The organism is Pseudomonas sp. NFIX28 (assembly GCF_900107395.1).
Taxonomy (GTDB): domain Bacteria; phylum Pseudomonadota; class Gammaproteobacteria; order Pseudomonadales; family Pseudomonadaceae; genus Aquipseudomonas.
The window spans coordinates 672,210-697,956 of record NZ_FNPW01000001.1 but is presented as its reverse complement, the minus strand read 5'-3'; the positions used below and the strand labels follow the sequence as shown (position 1 = coordinate 697,956).

General features: G+C 62.0%; 19 protein-coding genes. 12 read left to right on the top strand and 7 right to left on the bottom strand.

Annotation, left to right across the window (positions count from 1 at the left end; all coding sequences use genetic code 11):
- Positions 1-13: 13 nt before the first annotated feature.
- The gene (locus BLV20_RS03045; RefSeq protein WP_173613349.1) at positions 14-1,180 is read right to left on the bottom strand and encodes a site-specific integrase; all 1,167 of its coding nucleotides are present in this window, start codon (positions 1,178-1,180) and stop codon (positions 14-16) included.
- Positions 1,181-1,258: 78 nt separating this feature from the next.
- Here BLV20_RS03045 and BLV20_RS03040 point away from each other — a divergent pair, with 78 nt between their 5' ends.
- Positions 1,259-2,272, top strand: a complete 1,014-nt coding sequence (locus tag BLV20_RS03040; RefSeq protein ID WP_092296735.1) for a DNA-binding protein — start codon at positions 1,259-1,261, stop codon at positions 2,270-2,272.
- Positions 2,273-2,701: 429 nt separating this feature from the next.
- Here the strand turns inward: BLV20_RS03040 and BLV20_RS03030 are convergent, their stop codons facing one another.
- The 3 genes from BLV20_RS03030 to BLV20_RS03020 form a co-directional block, all read right to left on the bottom strand.
- Complete coding sequence (locus BLV20_RS03030; RefSeq protein WP_092296732.1) at positions 2,702-5,836, bottom strand: efflux RND transporter permease subunit; 3,135 nt, start codon at positions 5,834-5,836, stop codon at positions 2,702-2,704.
- The gene (locus BLV20_RS03025; RefSeq protein ID WP_053261173.1) at positions 5,833-6,924 is read right to left on the bottom strand and encodes an efflux RND transporter periplasmic adaptor subunit; all 1,092 of its coding nucleotides are present in this window, start codon (positions 6,922-6,924) and stop codon (positions 5,833-5,835) included. Before BLV20_RS03025 ends, BLV20_RS03030 begins: the two co-directional genes overlap by 4 nt.
- Before the next feature lie 389 nt (positions 6,925-7,313).
- A complete protein-coding gene (locus BLV20_RS03020; protein WP_053261174.1) occupies positions 7,314-7,988 on the bottom strand; it encodes a paraquat-inducible protein A in 675 nt (224 codons plus the stop codon).
- 434 nt (positions 7,989-8,422) lie between these two features.
- Here BLV20_RS03020 and BLV20_RS03015 point away from each other — a divergent pair, with 434 nt between their 5' ends.
- Positions 8,423-8,965 (top strand): hypothetical protein, encoded by a 543-nt coding sequence (locus BLV20_RS03015; protein ID WP_053261175.1) that lies wholly within the window; start codon positions 8,423-8,425, stop codon positions 8,963-8,965.
- Between the two features lie 87 nt (positions 8,966-9,052).
- Here the strand turns inward: BLV20_RS03015 and BLV20_RS03010 are convergent, their stop codons facing one another.
- Positions 9,053-9,613 (bottom strand): AsnC family protein, encoded by a 561-nt coding sequence (locus tag BLV20_RS03010; protein WP_053261176.1) that lies wholly within the window; start codon positions 9,611-9,613, stop codon positions 9,053-9,055.
- A 152-nt stretch (positions 9,614-9,765) separates the two neighbouring features.
- Here BLV20_RS03010 and BLV20_RS03005 point away from each other — a divergent pair, with 152 nt between their 5' ends.
- From BLV20_RS03005 to BLV20_RS02980, 6 genes are read left to right on the top strand one after another with little or no spacing between them, the layout of a single operon-like run.
- The gene (locus BLV20_RS03005; protein WP_092296729.1) at positions 9,766-10,917 is read left to right on the top strand and encodes a MexC family multidrug efflux RND transporter periplasmic adaptor subunit; all 1,152 of its coding nucleotides are present in this window, start codon (positions 9,766-9,768) and stop codon (positions 10,915-10,917) included.
- A 27-nt stretch (positions 10,918-10,944) separates the two neighbouring features.
- A complete protein-coding gene (locus BLV20_RS03000) occupies positions 10,945-14,076 on the top strand; it encodes an efflux RND transporter permease subunit (RefSeq protein ID WP_092296726.1) in 3,132 nt (1,043 codons plus the stop codon).
- A 5-nt stretch (positions 14,077-14,081) separates the two neighbouring features.
- Positions 14,082-15,512, top strand: coding sequence for an efflux transporter outer membrane subunit (locus BLV20_RS02995; protein ID WP_371914287.1), 1,431 nt, complete (start codon positions 14,082-14,084; stop codon positions 15,510-15,512).
- Positions 15,513-16,133, top strand: a complete 621-nt coding sequence (locus BLV20_RS02990; RefSeq protein WP_092296720.1) for a paraquat-inducible protein A — start codon at positions 15,513-15,515, stop codon at positions 16,131-16,133.
- Complete coding sequence (locus BLV20_RS02985; RefSeq protein WP_092296718.1) at positions 16,126-18,438, top strand: PqiB family protein; 2,313 nt, start codon at positions 16,126-16,128, stop codon at positions 18,436-18,438. The genes BLV20_RS02990 and BLV20_RS02985 overlap by 8 nt, the downstream gene beginning before the upstream one ends.
- Before the next feature lie 41 nt (positions 18,439-18,479).
- Positions 18,480-19,001 (top strand): hypothetical protein, encoded by a 522-nt coding sequence (locus tag BLV20_RS02980; RefSeq protein WP_053261182.1) that lies wholly within the window; start codon positions 18,480-18,482, stop codon positions 18,999-19,001.
- Positions 19,002-19,394: 393 nt separating this feature from the next.
- On the opposite strand, the gene BLV20_RS02975 is transcribed toward BLV20_RS02980, so the two are convergent.
- Positions 19,395-19,955, bottom strand: coding sequence for a TetR/AcrR family transcriptional regulator (locus BLV20_RS02975; RefSeq protein ID WP_053261183.1), 561 nt, complete (start codon positions 19,953-19,955; stop codon positions 19,395-19,397).
- A 189-nt stretch (positions 19,956-20,144) separates the two neighbouring features.
- Positions 20,145-22,097 carry a propionate catabolism operon regulatory protein PrpR gene (gene prpR, locus BLV20_RS02970; protein WP_053261184.1) on the bottom strand — a complete coding sequence of 651 codons (1,953 nt, stop codon included), beginning with the start codon at positions 22,095-22,097 and terminating at the stop codon, positions 20,145-20,147.
- 199 nt (positions 22,098-22,296) lie between these two features.
- Between prpR and BLV20_RS02965 the strand changes: the two genes are divergently transcribed.
- From BLV20_RS02965 to BLV20_RS02950, 4 genes are read left to right on the top strand one after another with little or no spacing between them, the layout of a single operon-like run.
- On the top strand, positions 22,297-23,355 hold the full coding sequence (locus BLV20_RS02965) for a phosphotransferase family protein (RefSeq protein ID WP_092296715.1): 1,059 nt from the start codon (positions 22,297-22,299) through the stop codon (positions 23,353-23,355).
- Complete coding sequence (locus tag BLV20_RS02960) at positions 23,352-23,708, top strand: DUF6285 domain-containing protein (RefSeq protein WP_053261186.1); 357 nt, start codon at positions 23,352-23,354, stop codon at positions 23,706-23,708. The genes BLV20_RS02965 and BLV20_RS02960 overlap by 4 nt, the downstream gene beginning before the upstream one ends.
- A 54-nt stretch (positions 23,709-23,762) precedes the next feature.
- Entirely contained in the window at positions 23,763-24,935 is a 1,173-nt protein-coding gene (locus BLV20_RS02955; protein ID WP_092296712.1) for an acyl-CoA dehydrogenase family protein, read from the top strand.
- Positions 24,935-25,702, top strand: coding sequence for an SDR family NAD(P)-dependent oxidoreductase (locus BLV20_RS02950; RefSeq protein WP_053261188.1), 768 nt, complete (start codon positions 24,935-24,937; stop codon positions 25,700-25,702). Before BLV20_RS02955 ends, BLV20_RS02950 begins: the two co-directional genes overlap by 1 nt.
- Positions 25,703-25,747: the final 45 nt, after the last annotated feature.

The following is a 25,747-nucleotide window of genomic DNA, read 5'->3' as shown; positions in this document are numbered from 1 at the left end:
TCTCAGATGCTGGCTAGTCTCCTGTGCTTGTCATGGTTGGTTCGCAGAAGACTGTTGATCCTGCCGTTTGCTCTAGCGCAGCTTCGCTCGCTATCTGTGTTGGCCCGAGGAGTTGAGTGGCCCGACTGCCCAACAACGAGCCCGCCTGAAAGTAACCCATCACTGTGCTGACGCTGCGATGTTCGGTCATAGCCATGACCTCACCGAGTGGCACTCCCTGACGCCCAGCTTCGGTGACAAACCCAGACCTCAAACTGTGCGCCGCCCAATCCCCCTCAAGGCCTGCGAGTTGGGCTCGGCGTTGAACGATGCGTGCGACCTGGTCGGCCGACAGTCCCGTGGCGCCCACCTTGCCACCCTTGTGCAGCCGCCGGAACAGCGGTCCAGATTCGGCTGGTGCAGCCGCCAGCCAGGTGGTGAGGGCCTGCGCTGCAGGTCCGCGCAACGGCTTCTCGCGGCGCACGCCGCCGGTGTCGGTCTTGGTAGCCCCCAAGGCGTACAGCCAGGTGTCAGCATCCAGTTTTCGTATATCGCCGATCTGCAACCCCACCACCTCCGAGCGCCGACGGCCGCCACCACTCCAGGCCAGCAGGAGTAGGGCGCGATCACGTACGCCGCGCACGCCGTCGGTGCAGGTGGCCAGCAGTGCTTGTAGCGGCTCGACCACCACTGCGGTCTTTTTGCGCACGGTTATCCCTTGGCGCGATTGCGCCTTGCGCGCGTCGCGCAGCAGGGTCTTCAGTGCTGGGGCTTCGGTCGGGCTGTTCCAGGCGTTGAGCCGGTGCCATTTGCCGAGCACCGCCAGGCGGTGGCTGACGGTGTTGTACGCCAATGGTCCGGGCTTGGCTTTGACCCGCGCCGCCACCAGCGCAGCGTCGACTGACGGCGGTAGCAGGTGGGCCCTGTTGCCGTCCGCCAGTGGACGGGCCAGGTGGTCGACGACGAATTGCACCGCTACGGTCGGCGGCAGCGGAGCATCACCCAGTGCCTGGCCGTAGCGCAATTGCAGCCAGGCCGACCAGTAGGCAAGGGCGCTGCGATAACTGCGCACGGTATTCGCGGCGGTGCCAGCGGCGATGAACGCTGCTGCAGCCTCCTGGGCATTAAGGGCCAGGGCATGCGGATCCAGCGGCATTTCGTCGACCAGTGGCAACTGATCTGTAATATCTATTACGTCCAACGTATTATAATTCCAATACTGGCCAAATAAGGTCGGATAATCTTTCATTATCAGACCTAATATAGTCGGAGATGAGCCGTGGCAGTAGGGGTGCCGGAAAACAACGTATTTGCTGCCGCCGATGCAGTATTGGCGCGGGGCGAGCGGCCGACGGTGGAGCGCGTGCGCCTGGAGCTGGGCCGCGGCAGCCCAGCGCGGGTCGGTGCGCTGCTCGATCAGTGGTGGGAACAGCTGGCTGGACGCCTGCGCGGCGAGACCCGTCTGCCCGGGCTGCCGGCGGAGGTGGCGCAAGCCTTTGTCGCCATCTGGCAGCAGGCGACCCTGCTCGCCCAGGGCGTTGCTGAGCAGTCACTCGCGGGCCAGCGTCAGGTGCTCGCCGAAGAACGCGAGGAACTGGCCGTGTTGGACGCACGGGCACGGCTCGAAGCCGCCCAGGCCCGCCAACAAACGGCCGAGGCACTCGCGGCGCGGCAGGGCGCCGAGACCCGGCTAAGCGATCTGGAACAGTTGCTGGTCCAGCGCCTGGCGCAGATCGACGATCTGCGCCAGCAACGCGAGGAACTGCTCGATCAGTGCGACGAAGCGCGCCAACAACTGGTGGAAGCCCGGCAGCAACTGCAGGATTCGCGTCAGCAGGCTGAGCAGGCGCGTGAGCAGCAGCAGCGCTACACCCGCGATGTCGAGAACCGGGCGTACCGCGAGATCGATCGAGCCCGAGAGGAGAGCAAAACGCTAGGGGGGCAGCTCAAGGAAGCCAATGGCCGTCTGCAGGTCTTGCAACAATCCTTGCTGTCAGCCCAGACAGAACTGGCCGAGGCGCGCGAACAGCGAGCCACCGCCCACGCTCAAGTCCAGGCTCTGCTTGACCAGTTGGATGTTACCCGTCAGGCGGGCGACGAAGCGGCCGAACGATACCAAGGCCTGCAACGACAATTGCTGGGCGCGCAGAGCGAACTGGCAGCTGTTCGCGAGCAAGCGGCGGCGGCACAGGCCCGAGCCCAAACCTTGAGCGAGCAGCTGATGGTCACCGTTAGCTCTACGACCGCTACAGTGCGTTCGCCACGAGCAAAGAAGACGTCCAAGCCTCGCTGAATCGATGGCAAGCCTCTGTATCGGGCGGCGAGTTCAATTGACGACGTGCAGTTGGCATTGCGTCAGGTCAGCCTCTAGGAGCCAGGGTGTATTGGAGTACCACAGCGCCTCGCAGCCGGTCCTTCGGGCACTATCGTTCCAGCTGTGCCGGGTTGCTGAGTTTTGCCAGTGGCGCGAGGTGGTCCTGATGATGCTGCTGGCAGTACGAATCGTCAGTCGCTTCTATCGGTTTTTGAAATTAATTCGAATAGACATCAGGATGTGGAGGAGGAAGTTTGATCTGAAATATCCATGTTGTGTACCGCGGCTCATCATCTCACGCCGCATGCGCCATGAAGGATTTGCCGGCACGCTTGCAGAGCGAAGCGTGCCTCTAACTCAGCACTCGTTGTTTCAGTTCAATTCCGATATCACTCGAGTGACCTCAACCTAGGTCCGAGGTACTGGAGCGGAGCTGATATCCGATCGTGAAGGAGCAGACGGCTCTTGTGGTTTCCTGCGACGACTCTCCCATTGAAGCAGAAGGGAAATGCCACAAGGCAGGACAGTCAATGTCACGATTGTCGCAACGGCTAGCCCCCCAATCACCGCATAGGCCATCGGCCCCCAAAATATCTGCGGTGCGATCGGGATCATTCCGAGAATAGCGGCACAGGCCGTCAGCAAAATAGGGCGGGCCCTATGTATTGAGGCATGCATGATCGCGTCACTGGGCGATTCGCCCCTATTCATATTGATGTCGACCTCTTCGATCAAAATGATCGCGTTGCGCACGATCATCCCAACAAGCGCAATGACCCCAAGCTGCGCGACAAAGCCCATGGGCGTGCCTGTCGGCAACATTGCCAGGACGACACCGATGAGTCCGAATGGGGCCATCGCGAGTGCCAGGAACATGCGGGAAAAACTGCGCAGTTGCACCATCAAGAGCACGCACATTACGAGCGCCGTGAGCGGTAGAACGGCGAGCAGCGATTGACTGCCCTTTGCCGCTTCCTCGACCGCTCCGCCCGTTTCAACCTTGTACCCCTTGGGTAGCTCTGCTCTGAACCGCGCTACAGTGGGCGCGAGTGCTTGCACTACGGTCGATGCCTCGAGTCCATCGCGAACGTCGCCTTGTACGGTGAGCAGGGAGAGGCGCTGCCGTCGCCAGACGATGGGATCTTCGATTCCAAAACTCAGCTTGGCGATCTGAGTCAATGGGATGGTATGGCCTTGGGCCGTACGGAGTTGGAGATTGGCAAGCGTTGCAAGGTTGGTGCGCTCCCCGATCTGCGCGCGGATCACCACATCGATGAGTCGGTCCTGGTCGCGCACCGTCGTCACCGCAGAGCCAGAGAAAATGGTCGCCATGGCACTGGCGATATCTTCGGACGACAGACCCAGGGCCCGCGCCTGAGTCTGGTCGACTTCGACAAGAACACTCCTTTGTGGCTCGCCCGACAGGAGGTGAACCTCACGTGTGTCCGGGTTAGCAGAGATGACGTTAGCGAGACGTGCTGCGATATCACGCACTTTGTTCTGATCGGGTCCCGTGACGCGATACTTGAGTGGCCATCCTACTGGAGGACCGAGTTCTAGCGGCGTCGCGCGAGCGATGAGGCCGGAGAATTCCGTCTTGAATGCCGCGGCAAGCCTTGCCTGTAACGCATCACGTTCCTTGACGCCTTTCGCGACAACAACCGTCTGGGTGACGTTTTCGTTCTGGAGCAAAACCTCCATGGGGAGATAGAAGCGAATTGCCCCGGAGCCGATATAGGTCGAGAAGCGCTCAACATCGGGGTCGTTTTTTAGCAGCTCCTCAAGCTTCGACGCCTCGCGCGTCGTCGCATCCAGTGACGCATTCTGCGGTAACGTCAGACTGACCAGAAGCTCGGGGCGGTCGGAGGGGGGGAAGAACTGCTGTTCGAGATAGGTTGCGGCGCTGAGCGAGGCCACGAATGCCGCGACGGCGACGCTGAGGGTCATTGCACGATGACCAAGGGCCCAGGACAGCGCCCGCTCATAGGCTTGCATTATGCGACCAGCGCCATGGCCGTGATGTGGCAATGACTTGGGTAGAATCAGGGTTCCGAGCAAAGGTGAGAACAGGACTGCAACTACCCAGGAAGCCGATAGCGAGATCAGTACCACCATAAACATCGAATAGCAGTACTCACCCGCGCTTGAAGCCGCAAAACCAACCGGGATGAATCCGGCGATCATGACAAGCGTGCCCGTCAGCATCGGGAAGGCGGTTGACTCATAAGCGAAGCTCGCTGCCCGCTTTAGATTCCAGCCCTCTTCTAATTTGCCAACCATGGCCTCGACGGTGATCATCGCGTCATCGACCAGGAGACCGAGGGCGATGATCAGTGCACCTAGCGAGATGCGTTGCAAGCCTATGCCTGTCAACTCCATGCCGATGAAGGTCATTGCCAGAACAAGGGGGATCGAAAGGCTGACAACTAACCCTGCCCGGGCGCCGAGCGAGAGAAACGATACCGCGAGTACGATCGCAACCGCTTCGGCAAGGACCGTCAAGAAGCCACTGACCGCTTGCGTCACCACTGTCGATTGGTCGGCGACCTGGATCATCTCGATTCCGTGAGGAAGCGTCGTCCTGACGTCATCCATGCGAGCTCGTACCGCTTCGCCAAAACTGAGCAGATTACCACCCGAGGCCATCGAAATAGCAAGGCCGAGGGCTTTCTCGCCGTTGACCCGGAACAGTGGCGCTGGAGGGTCAGCCGGTATTCGCTGGATAACGGCCAGTTCGGTGAGCGGTACGAAACGATCATTCGCCCGCAACGTCACATTCCGCAAGCTCTCCTCGGATGCGAAGCCCCCACTGACGCGCAGTGCGATCTTGTCCTCGGCCAGACGCACCGTACCGGAAGGTATGACGGCATTCTGTGCCTTTAAGGCGCGTAAGACTGCCTCTTCGTCAAGCCCGAAGGCCGCAAGCCGGCCAGGGGAGAATTCGATGACGATCTGCTCCTCCTGCACCCCCAGCAACTGTACTTTGCCAATACCAGGAATACGCAGCAGTTCCGCACGCACGCCTTCGAGGTAGTCACGCAGTTCACGGTCAGAGAAGCCCTCGGCGGTAAATCCGAAGATCTGTCCATAGGTGTCGCCGAATTCGTCGTCGAAGAATGGTCCCTCCACGCCGCTTGGAAGCGTTGCGGTAATATCGGCCATCTTCTTGCGAACCTGATACCAGGCATCGGGGACTATTCGCGACGGCGCATCATCGCGCAGGTTGACCATGATGACGGTTTCGCCCGGGCGCGTGTAACTATCGAGCCGGTCGAGATAGGGGATCTCTTCAAGCTTTTTCTCCAGGCGGTCGGTCAAAAGTTTCGTTGTGTCGTCGATGGTTGCTCCGGGCCAGCGAGCTGCCACTACCATCGTCTTGATGGTGAACGTCGGGTCTTCGTTACGACTCAGTTTGGAATAGCTGATCGCACCACCGACCAGCGTGACCAGCATGAGGAAAAACATCAGCGGCATCTGTCCGATCGACCATGCCGAGAGATTGAATCCTTGCTGGTCTCTTGGAGGTATTGTGTTCGGCTTCATTGGGCCACCTCTGCCGTATCGTAGACAACTTTTTGCCCGGCCCGGAGTTTGCTGACCCCAGCGGTTACAACGGCATCTCCCTCGGTGAGCCCTGACTCGACCAGCGCTTGTGTCGCAGTGAAGCGTGTGACAACAACAGGTTTACGGATAAGTACATGATCGGACGGTTGAATTACAAAGACTGCCGGCTTGCCTTCCTCACTCGTCAAGGAAGAGGCGGGAAGAATGAACAGGGCCTTGCCGGGCAATAGCAGGCGCCCTGTCACAGTGGCTCCCAATGTCATGGCCGGCGGGGTTTCTGGCAGAGCAATGCGGACCCGATAGGTGCGCGTAGCTGCATCTGCGGTCGGGCTCACATCGCGAATAGAACCAATGACTTTGATCTTAGGGTCTGACACCAGAGCGACTTCGACTTGCACATCAGAGAGTACGGAAGTGTAGAGTCGTTCAGACACGTTGAAGACCGCGTCACGCTCATGTGTCGAGGCGAGTTTGATTGCTAACTGACCGGCATCGACGACTTGTCCGATATTGACCATCACCGCATTCACGATAGCGGCATCGGGCGCGCGTAACTCGGTGTAGCTCAATTTGTTGCGTGCAGTGAGCAGCCCCGTTTTCGCGACGTTGAGCCTTGCGTTTGCTGCCCGCCAGTTGGCTGCCGCCTCATCCACTCGGGCACGTGCGACGAACTGTTTATCGAAGAGCATGCGCTGTCGATCAAGCCCCGATCTGGCAAACTCTTCTGCCGCTTCTGCGCTCCTCACTTCGGCCTCGGCAACCCGTACCTCATTCTGGATGTCGTTAGGGTCGAGCACTGCAAGAACCTGCCCCTTGGCGACGCTCATCCCGACATCGACGCTACGGGTTGCAATACGACCCGCGATACGAAAAGCGAGATCGGTCTCGATGTGAGCGCGGATCTCGCCCGTCTGGGCAACTTCTTCACCGATCACACCGGGCTTCGCGATTACCGCGCGGACGGGGCGCGGGGCTTCCTCCGATCGTTTTTCTTCCTGACAGCCAGTGAGGATTAGGCTAAGGCTGCAAACATAGCCACATATCCGTAATGCCATAAGCACTGTCATTTTTTCTTTCCTTTGATCAAGTAGGACACGCAATTCAACGTGTTCACCATTCAGCACAAACACGTTCGTATTACAGAACTCAAACTCGCTAACAGTGGAGCGGGCGACACAAGTTCTACGCAAAGATCGAAGCATTAGCGGTGAGCGCCTATGGAACTGAGCGGTTCCTGATATCACGCATCATCAGTAAACTTGGCCAGCCTTTGAGTCGAACAACCGCATGATGGCCAGGTCGAGCCCACTGCAAGCCTAGTGGAAAACATAGGCACTGAAATTTGCTGTATGGCTCATACCGCTCTGTCCCAGGCCGGATGGGCATGGACATAACATGGATAAAACCTGCCGCATTGGTGGGTCACTTTCTGACGAACCTCCCCAGACGTCTTTAGTCACTCAGGAAAGCGAGAGGGTTGAACCCGACGAGGCTGCTCGTTGGATAGCGCTTCCCAGACCTGATGGGAGGGCATATTCAGTTCCAGCCAGACCTGGGTGAGCAACAACGCGACGAAACAGGCCAGGCCGATACCCAGGCTCAGGTCGGCGATGTCGATCAACTTGACGATGGAAACCAGGATCCCGAACAGGTAAACCTCGAGCATTCCCCATTCGCGCAGGTGGTGATAAGTGCGGTAGAGCAGAATGCCGGTGGGGCGCGCCACCTTGAACCGCAGACTCAACAGCACCAGCAGTTGGCACAGCAGCTTGAGCAGGGGAATCGCCATGCCGCTCAACAGCACCAGCACGGCAACCCCCGGCATATCGCTTTCGAACAATCCGAGCACACTGGTCCAGATCGTTTCGCTGCGGGTCTGCCCGAGGAGCGTCAGGTGCATGATCGGCAGGAAGTTGGCCGGGATGTAGAGGAGCAGGGCGGTCAGGACCAGGGCGAAGCAGCGACGCTGCCACTGATGGCGATGCACGACCAGCTCGAAGTCGCAACGTGGGCAGCAACTCTTTTCACCCGGTTCAAGTGGTTCCCGGCGCATGAGCAGGTCGCATTCATGGCAGGCGATCAGCGCGTCCAGGGGAAGGTTCGGCAAGTTGCCGGTGTGGGTAGGGGGCATCGAGTTGATCCTGGAAGGACGTGGCCTGGGTTTCGGTTCGGGTCTGGGAGCTAGCGCCATACAGGAACGGCTGTTCCCCTCGACGATGGCCACGGCCAGCGCCTTGATGAGTCGTTCGTCATGGGAAATCAACACCATAGGTGGGGCCTGGCTGGAGTATGAAAGAGGCGCCTTGCGCATGCGCTATGCGGGCCCGATGTCAGCCTAAATAATATCAAATGAGCCAAATTTGACTCAAGAATTTTTTAAACTATCATGCCTGGGTTGTCAATCAATGGTCAGGTACCTGGTTGCCACTTCGTATATGGCCAGCAAAGGCAATCGTTCCAGCAGCAAATGCGGCCTCCAACCCGAAATGGCACAGTGTTGGCGGAGTTGTACCCTTTAGTGGTTTCTTGTGTTTTGAGTTTTATATGGGTCGCGAGGTTTTCTAAATGCAGTCTGTAACCCCTTTGGATGATCGCCGGTTTGCATTTGAGGCGCGTCGTTTGACAATAGAAACGCTTGTCAAAATTTATCTTGAACAGGTTTCGGTTTCACGGAGTTTAGTGACGGTTTACCTTCGCTTGATGTTTACCTTGTCGCTCGGCGCATTGGCGGGGGTGGTAACTTTATATGGCGCCATACTTCGATTTAGTGTTTCTCCCGCTCTCAATACGATCACCATGCTAGAAGCAATAAGTGCCGTTATGGCGCTGGGTGTGCTTGTTGCGTCCGCTTTGCTCTCCGCGCGCGCATTACAGCAAAGTGCTTTTGATGCAGCTCCGTTCTTACATGATCCATTCCCCAATGCCGGACCTATAATTGACTCGATTTTTCAGCTAAAAGAGCTCGATGAGCAGCAGATACTCGATAGGCTGTATTTTGCTATTGGCAAGCTTGTTGAACATCAACCTACTCTTAGAGTCAGCACGCGCTTGACCACGACCTTATTGGTTGTTGGTCTGCTTTTGACTGGGGTGTCGTTTTTAATATGAAGTAGGCTAGTGAATTTCTTGGTCAGGGGGCTTCTGCATGAAACTCCTCTTTGACAAGCTCTATCTCGTCCATGTCGATCCGCCATTTCAGCTGCGCATTGGAGTGGCACCATGCAGGAACATTTGCCCCAATATTTTGGCGGAGTTGGAGCTTGCTGCTCGTCCGCGCCGCTCGGCATCAGCCAAGCCATATACCAGAGCAATGAATAGTTCTGTAAATACTGCAGCGGTGATGTCGATACGAAATGCCCCCATGCATTGTCCACGCAAGAAAAAACTATCCAATGCATCAAGATAAGACTGCCAGCGGGCTCCGTCGTCTTTGGGGTTGGGAAAGTCGGGGCGACTCTGAAAGACGATAAAGATGAGCAGCTCTCGATGAGCAAGATGCTCTTTGATCAGGTTGTGCAATGCTTCCTGAGGTGTAGCGCCAGATAAACAAGTGGTTTCGATTATTTGGTTGAGAATGTTTCTGCCATGCGCTTCAAGCATCTTTAGCAGGTTATCGCGAGTCCCATAAAAACGGTGCAAGGTAGTTCGGCTCGTGCCTACAGCTTCCGCGAGTTCCTTAAGAGTGGCTCGTGGGCGGTCGACAATGACCGCAGCCAGTGCCTTGATGAGTCGTTCGTCATGGGGGGGCAGAGACATCGCTAGGTTCCAAGTGAGTCTGAATGCATGGGTTGAGCGCTGAGGTTTTTATGTATCCACTTGTTCTTAATATGATCATATGAGACATATTTGACTCAAAATCGATTCGAAAGTATCATCCGCGGCATTCTCAATCAAGCTTCGGGTGAGTCATGGGCAATTTGCGTGCAGTAGGAATGGCAGGGTCACTGGCAGTAGCCATCGCATTGGCCGGGTGTGGCCCGGCGAGTGAGCAGAGCAGCACAGTGGAAGTGGCGCGTCCGGTTGAAGTGCTGGCGGTGACCAGCGAGCCTTTGGCCCTTGTCTCGGAACTGCCGGGCCGGGTCGAGCCGGTGCGGGTGGCGCAGGTGCGTGCCCGGGTGGCAGGCATCGTCCTGCACAAGCGGTTTGTCGAAGGGGCCGACGTCAAGGCCGGCGATCTGTTGTTCCAGATCGACCCGGCGCCGTTCAAGGCCGCCGTGGCGCGGGCCGAGGGCGAGCTGGCCCGGGCCCAGTCCGGGATGCTGGAAGCCCAGGCACGGGTCAAGCGCTATGCGCCGCTGGTGAAGATCGAAGCCGTGAGCCAGCAGGACTACGACAGCGCCACCGCCGAGCTGCGTCGTACCCAGGCGGCCACCCGCTCTGCCGAGGCCGACTTGCAGACCGCGCGCCTGAACCTGGGCTACGCCTCGGTCACCGCGCCGATTTCCGGGCGCGTGGGCCGGGCGCTGGTCACCGAAGGCGCGCTGGTAGGACAGGGCGACGCCACCCTGATGGTGCGCATCCAGCAACTGGATCCGGTGTATGTGGATTTCACCCAGCCAGCGGCCGATGCCCTGCGCCTGCGTGAAGCCTTGAAGAACGGCACCCTCGCGGCCGATGCACAGCAGGGCTTGTCGGTGCGCATCGAAGGCACCTCCTACGAGCGCCAGGGCTCGTTGCTGTTCACCGATGTGGCGGTGAATCCGGGCACCGGCCAGGTGGCCCTGCGCGGTCAGTTCGACAACCGCGACGGCAACCTGCTGCCGGGCATGTATGTGCGGGTGCGCACCCCCCAGGGCACCGACAGCCAGGCGATCCTGGTGCCGCAGCGAGCGGTGCTGCGCAGTCCCGACGGCAGCGCCTCGGTGCTGGTGATGGACGGCGAGGGCCGGGCCCAACAGCGTCCGGTGCAGACCGGCGCCATGCAGGGCGCCCGCTGGCAGATCCGTGACGGCCTGAAGGTCGGTGATCGGGTGATCGTCAGCGGCCTGGCCGGCCTGCAGCCAGGGGCCAAGGTCGAGCCCAAGAGTGCCCTGGCCACAGCCTCCGGGTCACAACAGTAAGGGCGCAATCGCCGCGAGGATTTTTCGATGTCGCAATTTTTCATCAAGCGCCCCAACTTCGCCTGGGTCGTCGCACTGTTCATTTCCCTGGCCGGCATGCTGGTTATTTCCAAGCTGCCGGTAGCCCAGTACCCCAACGTGGCGCCACCGCAGATAACAGTAACCGCCACCTACCCAGGTGCTTCGGCCAAGGTCCTGGTGGAGTCGGTCACCAGCGTGCTCGAGGAGTCGCTCAACGGCGCCAAGGGCTTGCTGTATTTCGAGTCCACCAACAACTCCAACGGTACCGCCGAAATCGTCGTTACCTTCGAACCGGGTGTCGATCCGGACCTGGCCCAGGTGGACGTGCAGAACCGCCTGAAGAAAGCCGAGGCGCGCATGCCTCAGGCCGTGCTGACCCAGGGCCTGCAAGTGGAGCAGAGCAGCGCCGGCTTCCTGCTGATCTACGCCCTGAACTACAAGGACGGCACCCAGCACGCCGACACCACGGCCCTGGGCGACTATGCCGCGCGCAATATCAACAACGAACTGCGGCGCCTGCCGGGGGTCGGCAAGCTGCAGTTCTTCTCATCGGAAGCGGCGATGCGGGTCTGGATCGACCCACAGAAGCTGGTGGGCTACGGCCTGTCCATCGAGGACGTGAGCAACGCTATCCGCGAGCAGAACGTGCAGGTGCCCGCCGGTGCCTTTGGCAGTACGCCGGGCAGCAGCGCCCAGGAACTGACCGCGACCCTGGCGGTCAAGGGCATCCTGGACAATCCGCAGGAGTTCGGCCAGATCGTCCTGCGGGCCAACCAGGACGGCTCCTCGGTCAAGCTCGCTGACGTCGCGCGTCTGGAACTGGGCCAGGAAAACTACAACATTTCCTCGCGCCTCAACGGCACTCCGGCAGTTGGCGGGGCGATCCAGCTGTCGCCGGGGGCCAACGCCATCCAGACCGCAGAGTTGGTCAAACAGCGCCTGGCCGAACTCTCGGCGTTCTTCCCCGAGGACGTGCAGTATTCGGTGCCCTACGACACCTCGCGTTTCGTCGACGTGGCCATCGAGAAAGTGATCCATACCCTGATCGAAGCCATGGTCCTGGTGTTCCTGGTGATGTTCCTGTTCTTGCAGAACGTACGCTACACCCTGATCCCGTCGATCGTGGTGCCAGTGTGCCTGCTGGGTACGCTGATGGTGATGTACCTGCTGGGCTTCTCGGTGAACATGATGACCATGTTCGGCATGGTGCTGGCCATCGGCATCCTGGTGGACGATGCCATCGTGGTGGTGGAGAACGTCGAGCGGATCATGGCCGAGGAGGGCCTGTCGCCGGTCGATGCCACCATCAAGGCGATGCAGCAGGTGTCTGGTGCGATCGTCGGTATCACCCTGGTGCTGTCGGCCGTGTTCCTGCCGCTGGCGTTCATGTCCGGTTCGGTGGGGGTGATCTACCAACAGTTCTCGGTATCGCTGGCGGTATCCATCCTGTTCTCCGGCTTCCTGGCCCTGACCTTCACCCCGGCGCTGTGCGCCACGCTGCTCAAGCCGATTCCCCAAGGACATCACGAGAAACGCGGGTTCTTCGGCGCCTTCAACCGCGGTTTTGCCCGGCTGACCGAGCGCTATTCGCTGTTCAACAGCGCGCTGGTCAAACGCTCCGGGCGCTTCATGCTGGTCTATGGCGGCATTGTCGCCATGCTCGGCTACAGCTACCTGCGTCTGCCGGAAGCCTTCGTGCCCACCGAAGACCTGGGCTACATGGTGGTCGACGTGCAACTGCCGCCGGGCGCCAGCCGCGTGCGCACCAACGCCACCGGCGAACAACTGGAGACCTACCTCAAGTCCCGCGAGGCAGTATCCTCGGCATTCGTGATCTCGGGCTTCAGCTTTTCCGGCCAGGGCGACAATGCGGCGCTGGCTTTCCCGACCTTCAAGGACTGGTCCGAGCGGGATGCGCAGCAGTCGGCCGCGGCGGAAGTGGCGGCGCTGAACGAGCATTTCGCCGTGCCCGACGACGGCACCGTCATGGCGGTGTCGCCACCGCCGATCAATGGCCTGGGCAACTCCGGCGGTTTCGCCCTGCGCCTGATGGACCGTGGCGGCCTGGGCCGCGAGGCCCTGCTGCAAGCCCGCGATACCTTGCTGGCCCAGACCTACGGCAACCCGATGTTCTTCTACGCGATGATGGAAGGCCTGGCCGAAGCGCCGCAGTTGCGCCTGCAGATCGACCGCGAGAAAGCCCGTGCCCTGGGGGTGAGCTTCAGGACCATCGGCAGCACCCTGTCCGCGGCTTTTGGTTCCGATGTGATCAACGACTTCACCAATGCCGGGCGCCAGCAACGGGTGGTGATCCAGGCCGAGCAGGGCGAACGCATGACCCCTGAAAGCGTGCTCAAGCTTTACGCGCCCAACGACCGGGGCGAGCAGGTGCCCTTCAGTGCCTTCGTCACCACCCAGTGGGAAGAGGGCCCGGTGCAACTGGTGCGCTACAACGGCTATCCGTCGATCCGCATCATCGGTGACGCCGGCCCCGGTTTCAGTACCGGCCAGGCCATGGCCGAGATGGAGCGCCTGGCGGCGCAGCTGCCGGCCGGCATCGGCTACGAGTGGACCGGCCTGTCCTACCAGGAAAAGGTCTCCAGCGGCCAGGCCACGGCGCTGTTCGCCCTGGCCATCCTGGTGGTGTTCATGCTGCTGGTGGCGCTGTACGAGAGCTGGTCGATCCCGCTGTCGGTCATGCTGATCGTGCCGATCGGCGCGGTGGGCGCAGTGCTCGCGGTGACCCTGGTGGGCATGCCCAACGACCTGTACTTCAAGGTTGGCCTGATCACCATCATCGGCCTGTCGGCGAAGAACGCGATCCTTATCGTCGAGTTCGCCAAGGAACTCTGGGAGAAGGGCTACAGCCTGCGTGACGCCGCCATCGAGGCCGCGCGCCTGCGCTTCCGACCGATCGTCATGACCTCCATGGCCTTCATCCTCGGCGTGGTGCCGCTGGCCCTGGCCACCGGCGCCGGCGCTGCGAGCCAGCGCGCCATCGGCACCGGGGTGATCGGCGGGATGCTCAGCGCGACGCTGCTCGGGGTGATCTTCGTACCTATCTGTTTTGTCTGGGTGCTGTCGCTGCTGCGCAGTAAACCCGCGGTGCTCGAGCACGCTGCCGAGGGCCAGGAGTGATGCGCATGCCTATAAGAAGTCTTTCCCTGTCACTGTTGCTGGCCCTGGGCGGTTGCTCCCTGGCGCCGACTTACCAGCGTCCCGAAGCGCCGGTGACCGACAGTTGGAATCTGCCGGCCACGGAGTCGGGGCCGCGTGTTGGCGAGTTGGACTGGCAGGGGTTTATCCTCGACCCCCAGCTGCGCCAGCTGGTGGGCATCGCCCTGGACAACAACCGTTCGCTGCGCCAGACCCTTCTGGATATCGAGCAGGCCCGTGCCTTGTACCGTATCCAGCGCGCCGACCGGGTGCCGGGGCTGAACGCCGCGGCCTCGGGCAACCGCCAGCGCCTGCCGGCCGATCTGGCCAGCAATGGCCAGGCCGGGGTCGCCAGCACCTATCAAGTGGGCCTGGCCTTGCCGGAATACGAACTGGACCTGTTCGGCCGGGTCAAGAGCCTCAGCGATGCGGCACTGCAGCAGTACCTGGCCACCGAGGAGGCGGCGCGCGCGGCGCGCATCGCCCTGATCGCCGAGGTCAGCCAGGCCTACCTGCAGCTCGACGGCGCCCAGCGGCGCCTGGAGCTGACCCAGCAGACCCTGGTCAGCCGCGAATACTCCTTCGCCCTGATCAGCCGCCAGCGCGCGGTGGGCACGGCCGGTGCCCTGGACTACCAGGAAGCCCTGGGACTGGTGGAGCAGTCCCGGGCCGACCAGGAAAGCAACCTGCGCCAGCAGCAACAGGCGTTCAACGCCCTGGTGCTGCTGCTGGGCAGTGCGGACGCCGCGAAATCCATCGGCGAACCGCGCCAGGAGCGGCCGCGGCTGGTGCAAGACATAGTCGCCGGGTCGCCGTCGAGCCTGATCGAGCGGCGTCCGGACATCCTGGCCGCCGAACACCGGCTGCAGGCGCGCAATGCCGATATCGGCGCGGCGCGGGCGGCGTTCTTCCCGCGCATCAGCCTGACCGGCAGCCTGGGCACCTCCAGCGCGCAAATGTCCGGCCTGTTCGATGGCGGTTCACGCTCCTGGAGCTTTGTGCCGACCCTGTCGCTGCCAATCTTCGACGGTGGGCGCAACAGCGCCAACCTGAGCCTGGCCGAGGCGCGCAAGGACTCCGCCGTCGCCGCCTATGAGGCCACGGTGCAGACCGCTTTTCGCGAGGTAGCGGACGCCCTGGCGGCCAGCGACACCCTGCGCCGCGAAGAAGCGGCACGGCGCGCCCTGGCGGACACCAGCGAGGAGTCGCTGAAACTGGCCAAGGCCCGCTACGAGGGGGGTATCGACAGCCACCTGCGCTACCTGGATGCCCAGCGTACCCGCTTCATCAACGAAACCGCTTTTATCGAGGTCAGCACCCAGCGACAGATCGCCCTGGTGGACTTGTTCCGCGCCCTGGGCGGTGGTTGGCCGGACCACCAAGAGTCGCAACCGGCGCTACGCCAGGCGAAGCCCTGAATGCGTGCGATCGATGCCGGTATCCAGGTCTGCGGCGAATGCCATCAACTCAACCCCGTCGACGACCGACAGCCTGCGCGCTGCAGTCGTTGCCAGGCGCTGTTGCATGTGCGTCGCCCCGACAGTATCCGGCGCACCTGGGCCTTGCTGATCACGGCAATGCTGCTCTACATCCCGGCCAACCTGCTGCCGATCATGACCGTCAGCGTCTTCGGCAAGGGGGCGCCGGCCACTATCATGAGCGGGGTGGTCAGCCTGCTGCAGCTGGGGATGATCCCCATCGCCCTGGTGGTGTTCGTGGCCAGTATCGTGGTGCCCACCTTCAAGCTGGTGGGGATCGCGCTGCTGCTCTATTCGGTGCAGCGACAGCAACCGATGTCCGCCCGCCAGCGGATCATCATGTACCGCTTCATCGAATGGGTGGGGCGCTGGTCGATGCTCGACATCTTCGTCATCGCCATCCTGGTGGCGCTGGTGAACTTCGGCAACCTGGCGCGCATCGAGGCCAACCTCGGCGCCGCCGCCTTTGCCAGCGTGGTGGTACTGACCATGCTGGCCGCAGTGACTTTTGATCCCCGGCTGATATGGGACAACACCCACTTGGACAATGAAAATGAGTGACCTGCCTGTCCCGAAAAAACACCCGACCTCCAACTGGTCGGCGATCTGGATCCTGCCCCTGTTGGCCCTGGTCATCGGTGCCTGGCTGGCCTGGCGCGCCTACGACGAGGCCGGCCCGATCATCCAGGTCCGCTTCGAGAGCGGCGATGGTATCCAGGCCAAGAAGACCGAGGTGTTGTACAAGGGCATCTCGGTCGGCAAGGTGGTGGAGCTGAATGTCAGCGACGACATCAAGGGCGTACTCGCCTCCATCGAAATGACCAAGGAAACCGAGAAGTATCTGAATGAAGATACCCACTTCTGGCTGGTCAAACCGCGGGTCTCCCTGGCCGGCGTCACCGGCCTGGAGACCCTGGTCTCCGGGGTCTACATCGCGGTGGATCCGGCGAAGGGCGATAAAGGCGATCAAGGGGTTCGCTCCTTCACGGCCTTGAAGGAACCGCCGCCGATGTCGGAGAAGGTTCCGGGCTTGCACATCACCCTCAAGGCCGAGCGCCTGGGCTCCCTGGAGCAGGGCAGCCCGGTGTTCTACAAGCAGATCCTGGTGGGCCAGGTGAAGAGTTTCCAGCTTGGCGAGGACCAGCGCACCATCGAGATCAGGGTGCACATCGAGCCGACCTATGCGGACCTGGTGCGCAAGCACACGCGTTTCTGGAACGCCAGCGGGATCTCGATCTCCGGCGGCTTGTCGGGGTTCAAGGTGCGCAGTGAATCGCTGCTGACCCTGGCCGCCGGCGGCATTTCCTTCGCGACCCCGGACAACCATCGCGACAGCCCGCCCACGGACACCAGCAAGCCCTTCCGTCTGTACGAGGACTATGACGCGGCCCAGGTTGGCCTGCGGGTGACGCTGAAGATGAAGGACCTGAGCGACATTCAGCCGGGGCAAACGCAAGTCATGTACAACGGCGTGCAAGTCGGCCTGGTCAAGAACGTCGACATGAACCAGGACTTCAGCGGCGCCACCGCCGAGCTGGCGATGGACCCGCGGGTCGAAGCCCTGCTGCTGGAGGGCACCGAGTTCTGGACCGTGAAACCGAATATCTCGCTGGCCGGGATCACCGGCCTGGACGCCCTGGTCAAGGGCAATTACATCGCCGTGCGTTTCGCCAAGAGCGGAGTGCCGCGGCGGGAGTTCAGCGTCCTCTCCAAGGCACCGCCCATGGACATGAACGTGCCAGGCCTGCACCTGATACTGACCAGTGATCGGCGTGGCTCGGTCGAGGTCGGCGCGCCGGTTCTTTATCGGCAGATCCGCGTCGGCAGCGTGCAGAGCTACCAGCTGTCGGCGGACAACCAGCGGGTCATGATCGGGGTGCATATCGAGCCCGAGTTCACGCGCCTGGTGAACAGCTCCACGCGCTTCTGGAACGCCAGCGGTGTGACGCTGAGCGGTGATTTGACCGGGCTGAAGGTCAAGAGCGAGTCGTTGCAGACCCTGATCAATGGCGGGATCTCCTTCGACACCCCGGACCCGAAAGCACCGACCTCCGGCAAGGAGCGACGTTTCGCCCTCTACGACAGCGAAGAGGCCGCCATGGCCCGGGGAGTGGAAATCCAGCTGAGCGTCGAGGATGCCGAAGGGCTGCGCGAAGGCACGCCGATTCGTTTCAAGGGACTGCTGATCGGCAAGGTCGAGCGCATTGATTTGAAAGCCGACCTGTCCGGCGCGCTGCTCAAGGCGCGCCTCGGGGCCAACGGCGAACCATTCGCTCGCAGCGGCACGCGTTTCTGGGTAGTGCGCCCGGCGCTCGGCCTGCTGCGCACGGAAAACCTCGGCACCCTGGTCAGCGGCTCTTATATCGAGGCTTTGCCCAGCAGTCGCCCGGGCGAGCGCCAGACGCGCTTCCAGACCCTGGCCGAAGCACCGAATCTCTTGGCGGGCGGCAATGGCCTGCGGCTGACCCTGAGCGCCCCGGACAAAGGCTCGATCAAGCTCGGCAGCCCAGTGACCTACCGCAAGATGCCGGTGGGCAAGGTCATCGACATGAGCCTGGGGCCGCAGGCTGACCGGGTGCTGGTCAGCATTCTTATCGAGCCGCGTTATGTGCCTCTGGTGCGTACCGGCAGCCGCTTCTGGAACGCCAGCGGCGTCGGCATCGAGGCCGGTTTGTTCAAGGGCGTTTCGGTGCGCACCGAGTCCCTGGAGGCCATGGTGGCGGGCGGAATCGCCTTCGCCACTCCCGACAACGGGCAAATGGGCGAACCGGCCAAGCAGGGGCAGACCTTCGCCCTGTTCGATGCTGTCGACGAGCAGTGGCTGGAGTGGGCACCGAAGATCTCGCTCAAGGATGCCGGGCAGTGATCGCACCGTCATTATTTAGTCAATGCAAAAGGAGTTAACTCATGTCCAGACATCTATTTTGTGTCGCTTTCTTCGTGGCCGGCTGCGCTTTTGCCGCGCAAGCCCAGGAGCCGCTGCCTTCGGTACAGCAGGTGATGAGCGATCACAAGGAGAAGATCAATAACCAGATCGAGACCATTAATTACAAACGCAAACGCGTGGTCGAGGCCAATATGGGGCTCGACAGTGCGCAAGCCGAAGTCTTCTGGCCGGTCTACGCTCGCTATCGCAATGAAATGGATGGCCTGAACAGGGACTCGTTCGAGCTGTTACTTGAATATGCGCGGGCCTATGGCTCCGGAGCGGTCACCCATGAAGATGCTTCTAAGATGATCAAGGTTTACAAGACCCTGCAGGTAAAGCGGCAAATGCTCTTGAATCGCTATATTGATGAAGTTTCTGAAAAAATGTCGTCAGTGACCGCCATGCGTTTTCTACAAATAGAAGAGCAACTGGATGCGGTAGAAATGTTGGAAACCGGGAAGCGTATCCCTCTGGTTGGAACCCCTTCGAATCGTATGTAAGCGCATCAGGCCGCGGATCAATTGCTCAGTTGATGCGCAGCCTGTCTCCCCCTCGAAACACAGCTTCTCAATCCTGCCTTGGTGCTCACACGTGGCTTGCCGCTGTTGCCGGCGAGCCCGATCGCGGCGCCGGCCGCCAGGCGATTGGCCAAAGGACTCGAGTCGCCATGTAGGCCCGATGGTGGGGCGCAATTGGCTATTTTCTGGCGCGCTTTATCAAGCTTTCTCGGGTCTCACGGACCAGACTCAGGCTCACCAATAATAAAAATGCCAATTCTGGAGGTTTGCGGCTGGAGCGCGCTCAGGACCGGTTGCCTGTCCCATTTGCCGCCCCCCCCTTTAGATTGCTGCAACGCTTGAGCGGGTGAGCTTTTTTTGACGGGCGAGGGCAGGTTAGCGAGAGGGGGCTGAAGCGCCCTCGAGGAAGAGCAGTTCCAGTGTCTGTACGGACGTCGCGCTGGCCGCACGCCCGCGGCGCTCGGCATCGACGATGCCGTACACCATGCTCAAGAACATTTCAGTGAATATTGCAGCGCTGATGTCGATGCGGAAAGCGCCTGCCTGTTGACCGCGCAGGAAGAAGGAATCCAAGGCATCCGCATACGCCCGCCACGAGCGATTTGCCTCGCTATCATCGAAGGAGTCCGGACGGTACTGGAAGAGCAGGAAGATCATCATCTCGCGATGTTTGAGATGCTCGACAATCAGACGATGGAGGGCCGTTACCGGGGCGCAACTGTTCAGCTGCGCATCGTCTATCACTTGAGTGAGGACTTGTTGCCCATAGCTCTCCAGCATGCTCACCAGATTGTCACGGGTTCCACAGAACCGGTGCAGGGTAGCCTTGCTGACGCCTGCCGCTTCGGCCAGTTCCTTCAAGGTGGCTCGAGGGTGGACAACAATCGCATCGGCCAACGCTTTGAGTAGACGCTCATCGGTTATCGGAAGGTGCATTCAAATAATTCCACACTGCCTGTTGTGTAACTATTGTGAAGGAAACATGAACAGATGGCATCCCATCTGATCAAGTAATGATTCAATTAAAGCTTTAAGGTCGCAAGCATTCTCGCCTGAATGGGGGCCGGTTTCACTAGGCCACTGCCCGATGTAATTTCGACTATGGATTCAGCCAATTTTGTTCGCTCACTGCACGGACCTGAGCCGGCGCCACAAGGTGGTCCGGCTGATGCCGAGGCGACGTGCGGCTTCGTCGAGATTGCCCTGGCAGCTGTCCAGCGTCTCCCGTACGTGGCGTAACTGCGCGGCCTTGCCAATCGTGTGCAAATCCGTTTCGCGTGGCGACTTTTTCCGAGCGGGTGAAGGCGGCAGGCTTTCGCCCAGTTCGGGTAGCACGCGAGCCAGATACGGCTCGTTCACGCCGTGCTCGCCCAGCAGTTCGCGGGCCGAAAGCATCGCGCGTTCGATCACGTTCTCCAGTTCCCGGACATTGCCCGGCCAGGCATACCGTGTCAGGTACGGCAGCAGGGCGGTCGGTATCTCCGCGGCGCCCGGCGGCTGGCCCTGAACCAGCAGGCGCTGGCTGATCCCCTGGCAGATCAGGGCGATATCCTCCGGCCGCTCGCGCAACGGTGTGGTCTGCAGGCGCAGAATGTTGAGCCGGTAATACAGATCGGTACGAAACTCGCCATCCTCCATGGCGGCACGCAGGTCCTGGTGAGTGGCGGCGATGATGCGCACGTCAATGGCAATCGGTTCGGTGCTGCCCAGGCGCAGCACCTCACGCTCTTGCAGCACACGTAGCAGGCGGGTCTGCAACGACACCGGCATGTCGCCGATCTCGTCGAGAAACAGCGTGCCGCGGTGCGCCGCTTCGAGCAGCCCGGGCTTGCCGCCTTTGCGCGAGCCGCTGAAGGCGCCTTCCTCGTAGCCGAACAGTTCGCTTTCCAGCAGCGACTCTGGAAGCGCCGCGCAGTTGATGGCGACGAAGGGTCCCTGCCAGCGTGGGCTCTCGTTATGGATGCCTTGGGCCAGCAACTCCTTGCCGGTGCCGCTCTCGCCGGTGATCAGGATGGTCGAGTGGCTGGCGGCGAAACGCTTGGCCATTTGCAGCATCTCGCGGTTGGCCGTGCTGTTGCCGCCTAGCTGCTCGAGCCGGTAGCGGGCGGTGAACGCACCCGGGCGGCGAGTGGAGCGGATGCGCTGGTCCGCCCGCTGCACCGCGGTGGTGTCCTGGCAGGTTAGCACGAGGCCGGTACGCTGGCCGTTTTCCAGGATCGGCAGCAGATTGCTGACCACCGCATGCGAGCCAAGCCGAATCACCCGATTTTCCTCGCCGCTGCCGTCCTGCAGCGCCTGTTGCAAGTCCAGTTCCGGGCACAGCTGCTGTAGTGGCCGGCCCAGCGCCGCGCTGAGCGGCAACTCCAGCAGTTGGGCAAGAGCGGGGTTAAGCGACTGCACCACGCCGTGGTTGTCGACCGCCGCCACGCCGGTGGGGATGTGTTGCAGCACGGCATTCAAGTGCCGCCGTTTGGCGATTTCGATGCGTTGGCTGTCAAGGATGCCCAGGGCTTCCTCGAGCGCTCTGCGTACCGTGTCCTCGCTCAGCGACAGTACGCCGTGCAGTCCTGCCTGTTCCGCCAGTTCCACCACCGTCGACGAACCGATGATGCTGCGACAACCCAGCTGGGCGGCCTGCTCGACCGCCTGGCGAGCCTCCTCGAGGGAGGAGTAGGCGGCCTGGTGAACCTGCACGGTGAACAGTGCAGCCATGGCCTGAAGGTTGCGGTCAATGCGGTTGTAGCTGAGCAAGGCCACCTGCGAGGAGTGCTCACGCGCTTGTCCCAGCGCACGCAGCAGGTCATCGCCGCCGACGTGCATCGTCAATACCGGGCGAGTCAGGTGTTTGCGCAGGTAGGCGGCAGTGGCCCCGGCGCAGACGAACACGTCGACCGCGCCACGTTGTTCCCATTCGCGGGCGGTCTGCAGCGCCTCGGACACCGAGGTGTCGAGTACTTCGATGTGGGTGTCGGGATAGTCCGCCGTGAGCCCGGCCACCACCTGGGCAAGGCGGCTGCGTTGCCGGGGGCGTTGCAGGTGGCTGATCAGCACGACGACCTGGGAGGTGGGGGAGTGCATGGCGGGACCTGTTCATTGATGAAATGTTTCGATAGTGAACGAATTGGTTGCAGATGTGAAATTCGGCGCGCATCCCTCATTTGTTCAAAAATGCTGGGCGCCAGATCTGGCGCGGCCTCCAGCCAATTCCTGCAGAGTTGGCCCAGGCATTGCTCAGGTGTCCTGCCCACTCAAAACCGCAGGCAGGATCCATTGATTCATGAGCAGTTCCCCTACGACTTCTCCGGCCAGCGATGCGTTCGCGGCCATGACTGACGATCAGCGCCTGGTCGATTTCATCCGTGAGCATGCCTTGGCAACGCGCGTCGTCATCCAGGCCCGCAAGCGCTTGAGCGGCGGCGCCATCCAGGAAAACTGGCTGCTCGAACTGCTGATCGACGGCGGCCCATGGGCCGGCGCGCGACGCTGGGTGTTGCGCAGCGATGCGCTCTCTGCGCTGCCGGCCAGCCTCGACCGAGCACAGGAGTTCGCTGTGCTGCAAGTGGTCCACCAGGCCGGGGTGAAAGTGCCTCGGCCGCTCTGGCTGTGCCGCGATGCGGGTGTTCACGGGCGAGTGTTCTTCCTGATGGAGTACCTTCCGGGAGTCGCTACCGGACGTCTGCTCAGCGCGGGTGCCGGAGCCAATGGCCAGGCGCGACTGGCGACGCAGCTCGGGGCCAACCTGGCGCGCCTGCATCAAGTGCGTCCGCCGTGCGCAGCGCTGGACTTTCTGCCAGTGCCGGACGGCTCGCCAGCCCTGGCCACCGTCAGTGCCTATCGCCATTACCTTGACACCCTCGCCGAGGCTTATCCGGTACTGGAGTGGGGCCTACGCTGGTGCGAAGTGCATGCTCCGCGCAGCAGCAGCCTTTGTCTGCTGCACCGCGACTACCGCACCGGCAACTACTTGGCCAGCGAACAGGGGCTGGAGGCCGTGCTCGACTGGGAGTTCACCGGCTGGGGCGATCCTTGCGAGGACCTCGGCTGGTTCACCGCCCGCTGCTGGCGCTTCACCCGTCCCGACCTCGAAGCGGGTGGGATCGGCCTGCTGGAGGACTTCCTGCGCGGCTACCACGAGGTGTCCTCCCTGCGTATCGAGCCCAGCCAGCTGCATTTCTGGCAGGTCATGGCGACCCTGCGCTGGGCGGTGATCGCCCTGCAGCAAGGGCAGCGCCATCTGTCCGGCGAAGAGCCTTCCCTCGAACTGGCACTGACCGCGCGCCTGCTGCCGGAGCTCGAACTCGACATCTTGAACATGACCGGTGGAGATGCGCCATGACCCAGCCGCACGCTCACGAACTACTCGAGATCGCCCGCCTGACCTTGCTGGAGCAGGTGCTGCCCGCGCTGGCCGGGGAGCTGCGTTACCCGGCGCTGATGATCGCCAATGCCATGGCCATCGCTGCCCGCGAAAGTCGCCTGCAAGCACGCACCTGCAGCCAGGAGAAGGCGCATCTGGCCGTCCTGGTCGACGGGGCGGGCGCGCCCTTGCAGGAGATCCGCCGTCAATTGGCCCGCGACATTCGCCAGGGACGCCATGACGACCCGCAGCGCCGGCGCACCCTGATAGACGCCTTGCGCCAGGTGACCCTCGCCCGGCTGGCGATCAGCAACCCCAAGGCCATGCCCTGAGCGCGGCGACACCTACCTTATTTCCCGGACCGACCAGAGCCAAGAAGGACAGACATGAATTTCACCCTGCCGGAAGAACTGCTTGCATTGCAGGCCAAGACCCGCGATTTCATCGCCGAACAGGTCATCCCGTTCGAGAACGACCCCCGCCAGGATGCCCACGGCCCCAGCGACGCCCTGCGTCGGGACCTGCAGGCCCGCGCACAGGCGGTGGGGCTGCTGACGCCTCACGCCAGTCGTGAAATGGGTGGCCTGGGCCTGAGCCATGTGGCCAAGGCAATCGTCTTCGAAGAGGCCGGTTATTCGCCCCTGGGGCCCGTCGCACTGAACATCCACGCCCCGGACGAAGGCAATATCCACTTGATGGATGTGGTGGCCACCGAAGCGCAGAAGGACCGCTGGCTGCGTCCATTGGTCCAGGGACGTGTCCGCTCGTGTTTCGCCATGACCGAACCGGCACCTGGCTCGGGCTCCGATCCGTCGATGCTGCGTACCACCGCTACCCGCGACGGCGGCGATTACCTGATCAATGGCCACAAATGGTTGATCACCGGGGCCGAGGGGGCCGGATTCGCTATCATCATGGCGCGCATGGAGGACGGCACGGCGACCATGTTCCTGTCCGACATGCAGCGCGATGGGATCATCCACGAACGGCAACTGAATACGCTGGACAGCTGCTTCACCGGCGGCCACGGGCAGCTGCGCTTGGACAACCTGCGGGTGCCGGCAAGCGATGTGCTGGGCGAGATCGGCAAGGGCTTCCGTTATGCCCAGGTGCGCCTGGCGCCAGCGCGACTGACTCACTGCATGCGCTGGCTCGGGGCCGCGCGACGTGCCCACGACATCGCCTGCGACCATGCGCGCACCCGCGATGCGTTCGGCAAGCCGTTGGGCGAGCACCAGGGGGTCGGCTTCATGCTGGCCGACAACATGATGGACCTGCATGTGGTCCGCCTGGCGGTCTGGCACTGCGCCTGGGTGCTCGACCAGGGCCAGCGCGGCAATGTCGACTCGAGCATGGCCAAGGTGATCAGCTCGGAAGCGCTGTGGCGGGTGGTCGATCGATGCGTGCAAGTCCTCGGCGGGCGCGGGGTGACCGGGGATACCGTGGTCGAGCGGATCTTCCGCGACATCCGCCCGTTCCGCATCTACGACGGCCCGAGCGAAGTGCACCGCATGAGCCTGGCGAAGAAACTCCTCGACCAGCGCCTGGGAGCCCACTGATGCAGCCGAACCTTGCCGGACTGTTTGCCCTTGATGGGCGCCGCGCCCTGGTGACCGGCGCCTCCAGCGGCCTCGGCCGACATTTCGCCATGACCCTGGCCGCGGCGGGTGCCGAGGTGGTAGTGACCGCCAGGCGCCTGGCGCCATTACAGAGCCTGGTCGAATCCATCGAGCTGGCCGGTGGTCGCGCCCGGGCCTTTGCCCTCGATGTGACCTGCCGTGACGATGTGTGCCGGGTGCTCGACGCCGCGGGCCCGCTGGATGTGCTGGTCAACAACGCGGGGGTGAGCGACAGCCAGCCCTGGCTCGATTGCGACGATGAAAGCTGGGACCGCGTGCTGGACACCAACCTCAAGGGCGCCTGGACAGTGGCCCAGGAAAGCGCCCGGCGGATGGTCGCTGCGGGGCAGGGCGGCAGCCTGATCAATGTCACCTCGATCCTCGCCAGCCGCGTGGCCAGCGCCGTCGGCCCCTATCTCGCGGCCAAGGCTGGCCTGGCGCACCTGACCCGTGCCATGGCCCTGGAGCTGGCGCGCCATGGCATCCGTGTGAACGCCCTGGCGCCAGGGTACGTGATGACCGATCTGAACGAGGCATTCCTGGCCAGCGAAGCCGGGGAGAAGTTGCGCTCGCGTATCCCCAGTCGGCGCTTCAGCCAGCCGGCCGACCTGGACGGCGCCTTGCTGCTGCTCGCCAGCGATGCCGGGCGAGCCATGAGCGGCGCCGAGATCGTGGTCGATGGCGGCCATCTGTGCAGTAGCCTGTAAAGCGCCCGGCGCAAGAACAACAAGAAACAGGAGAGGTGTATGTAC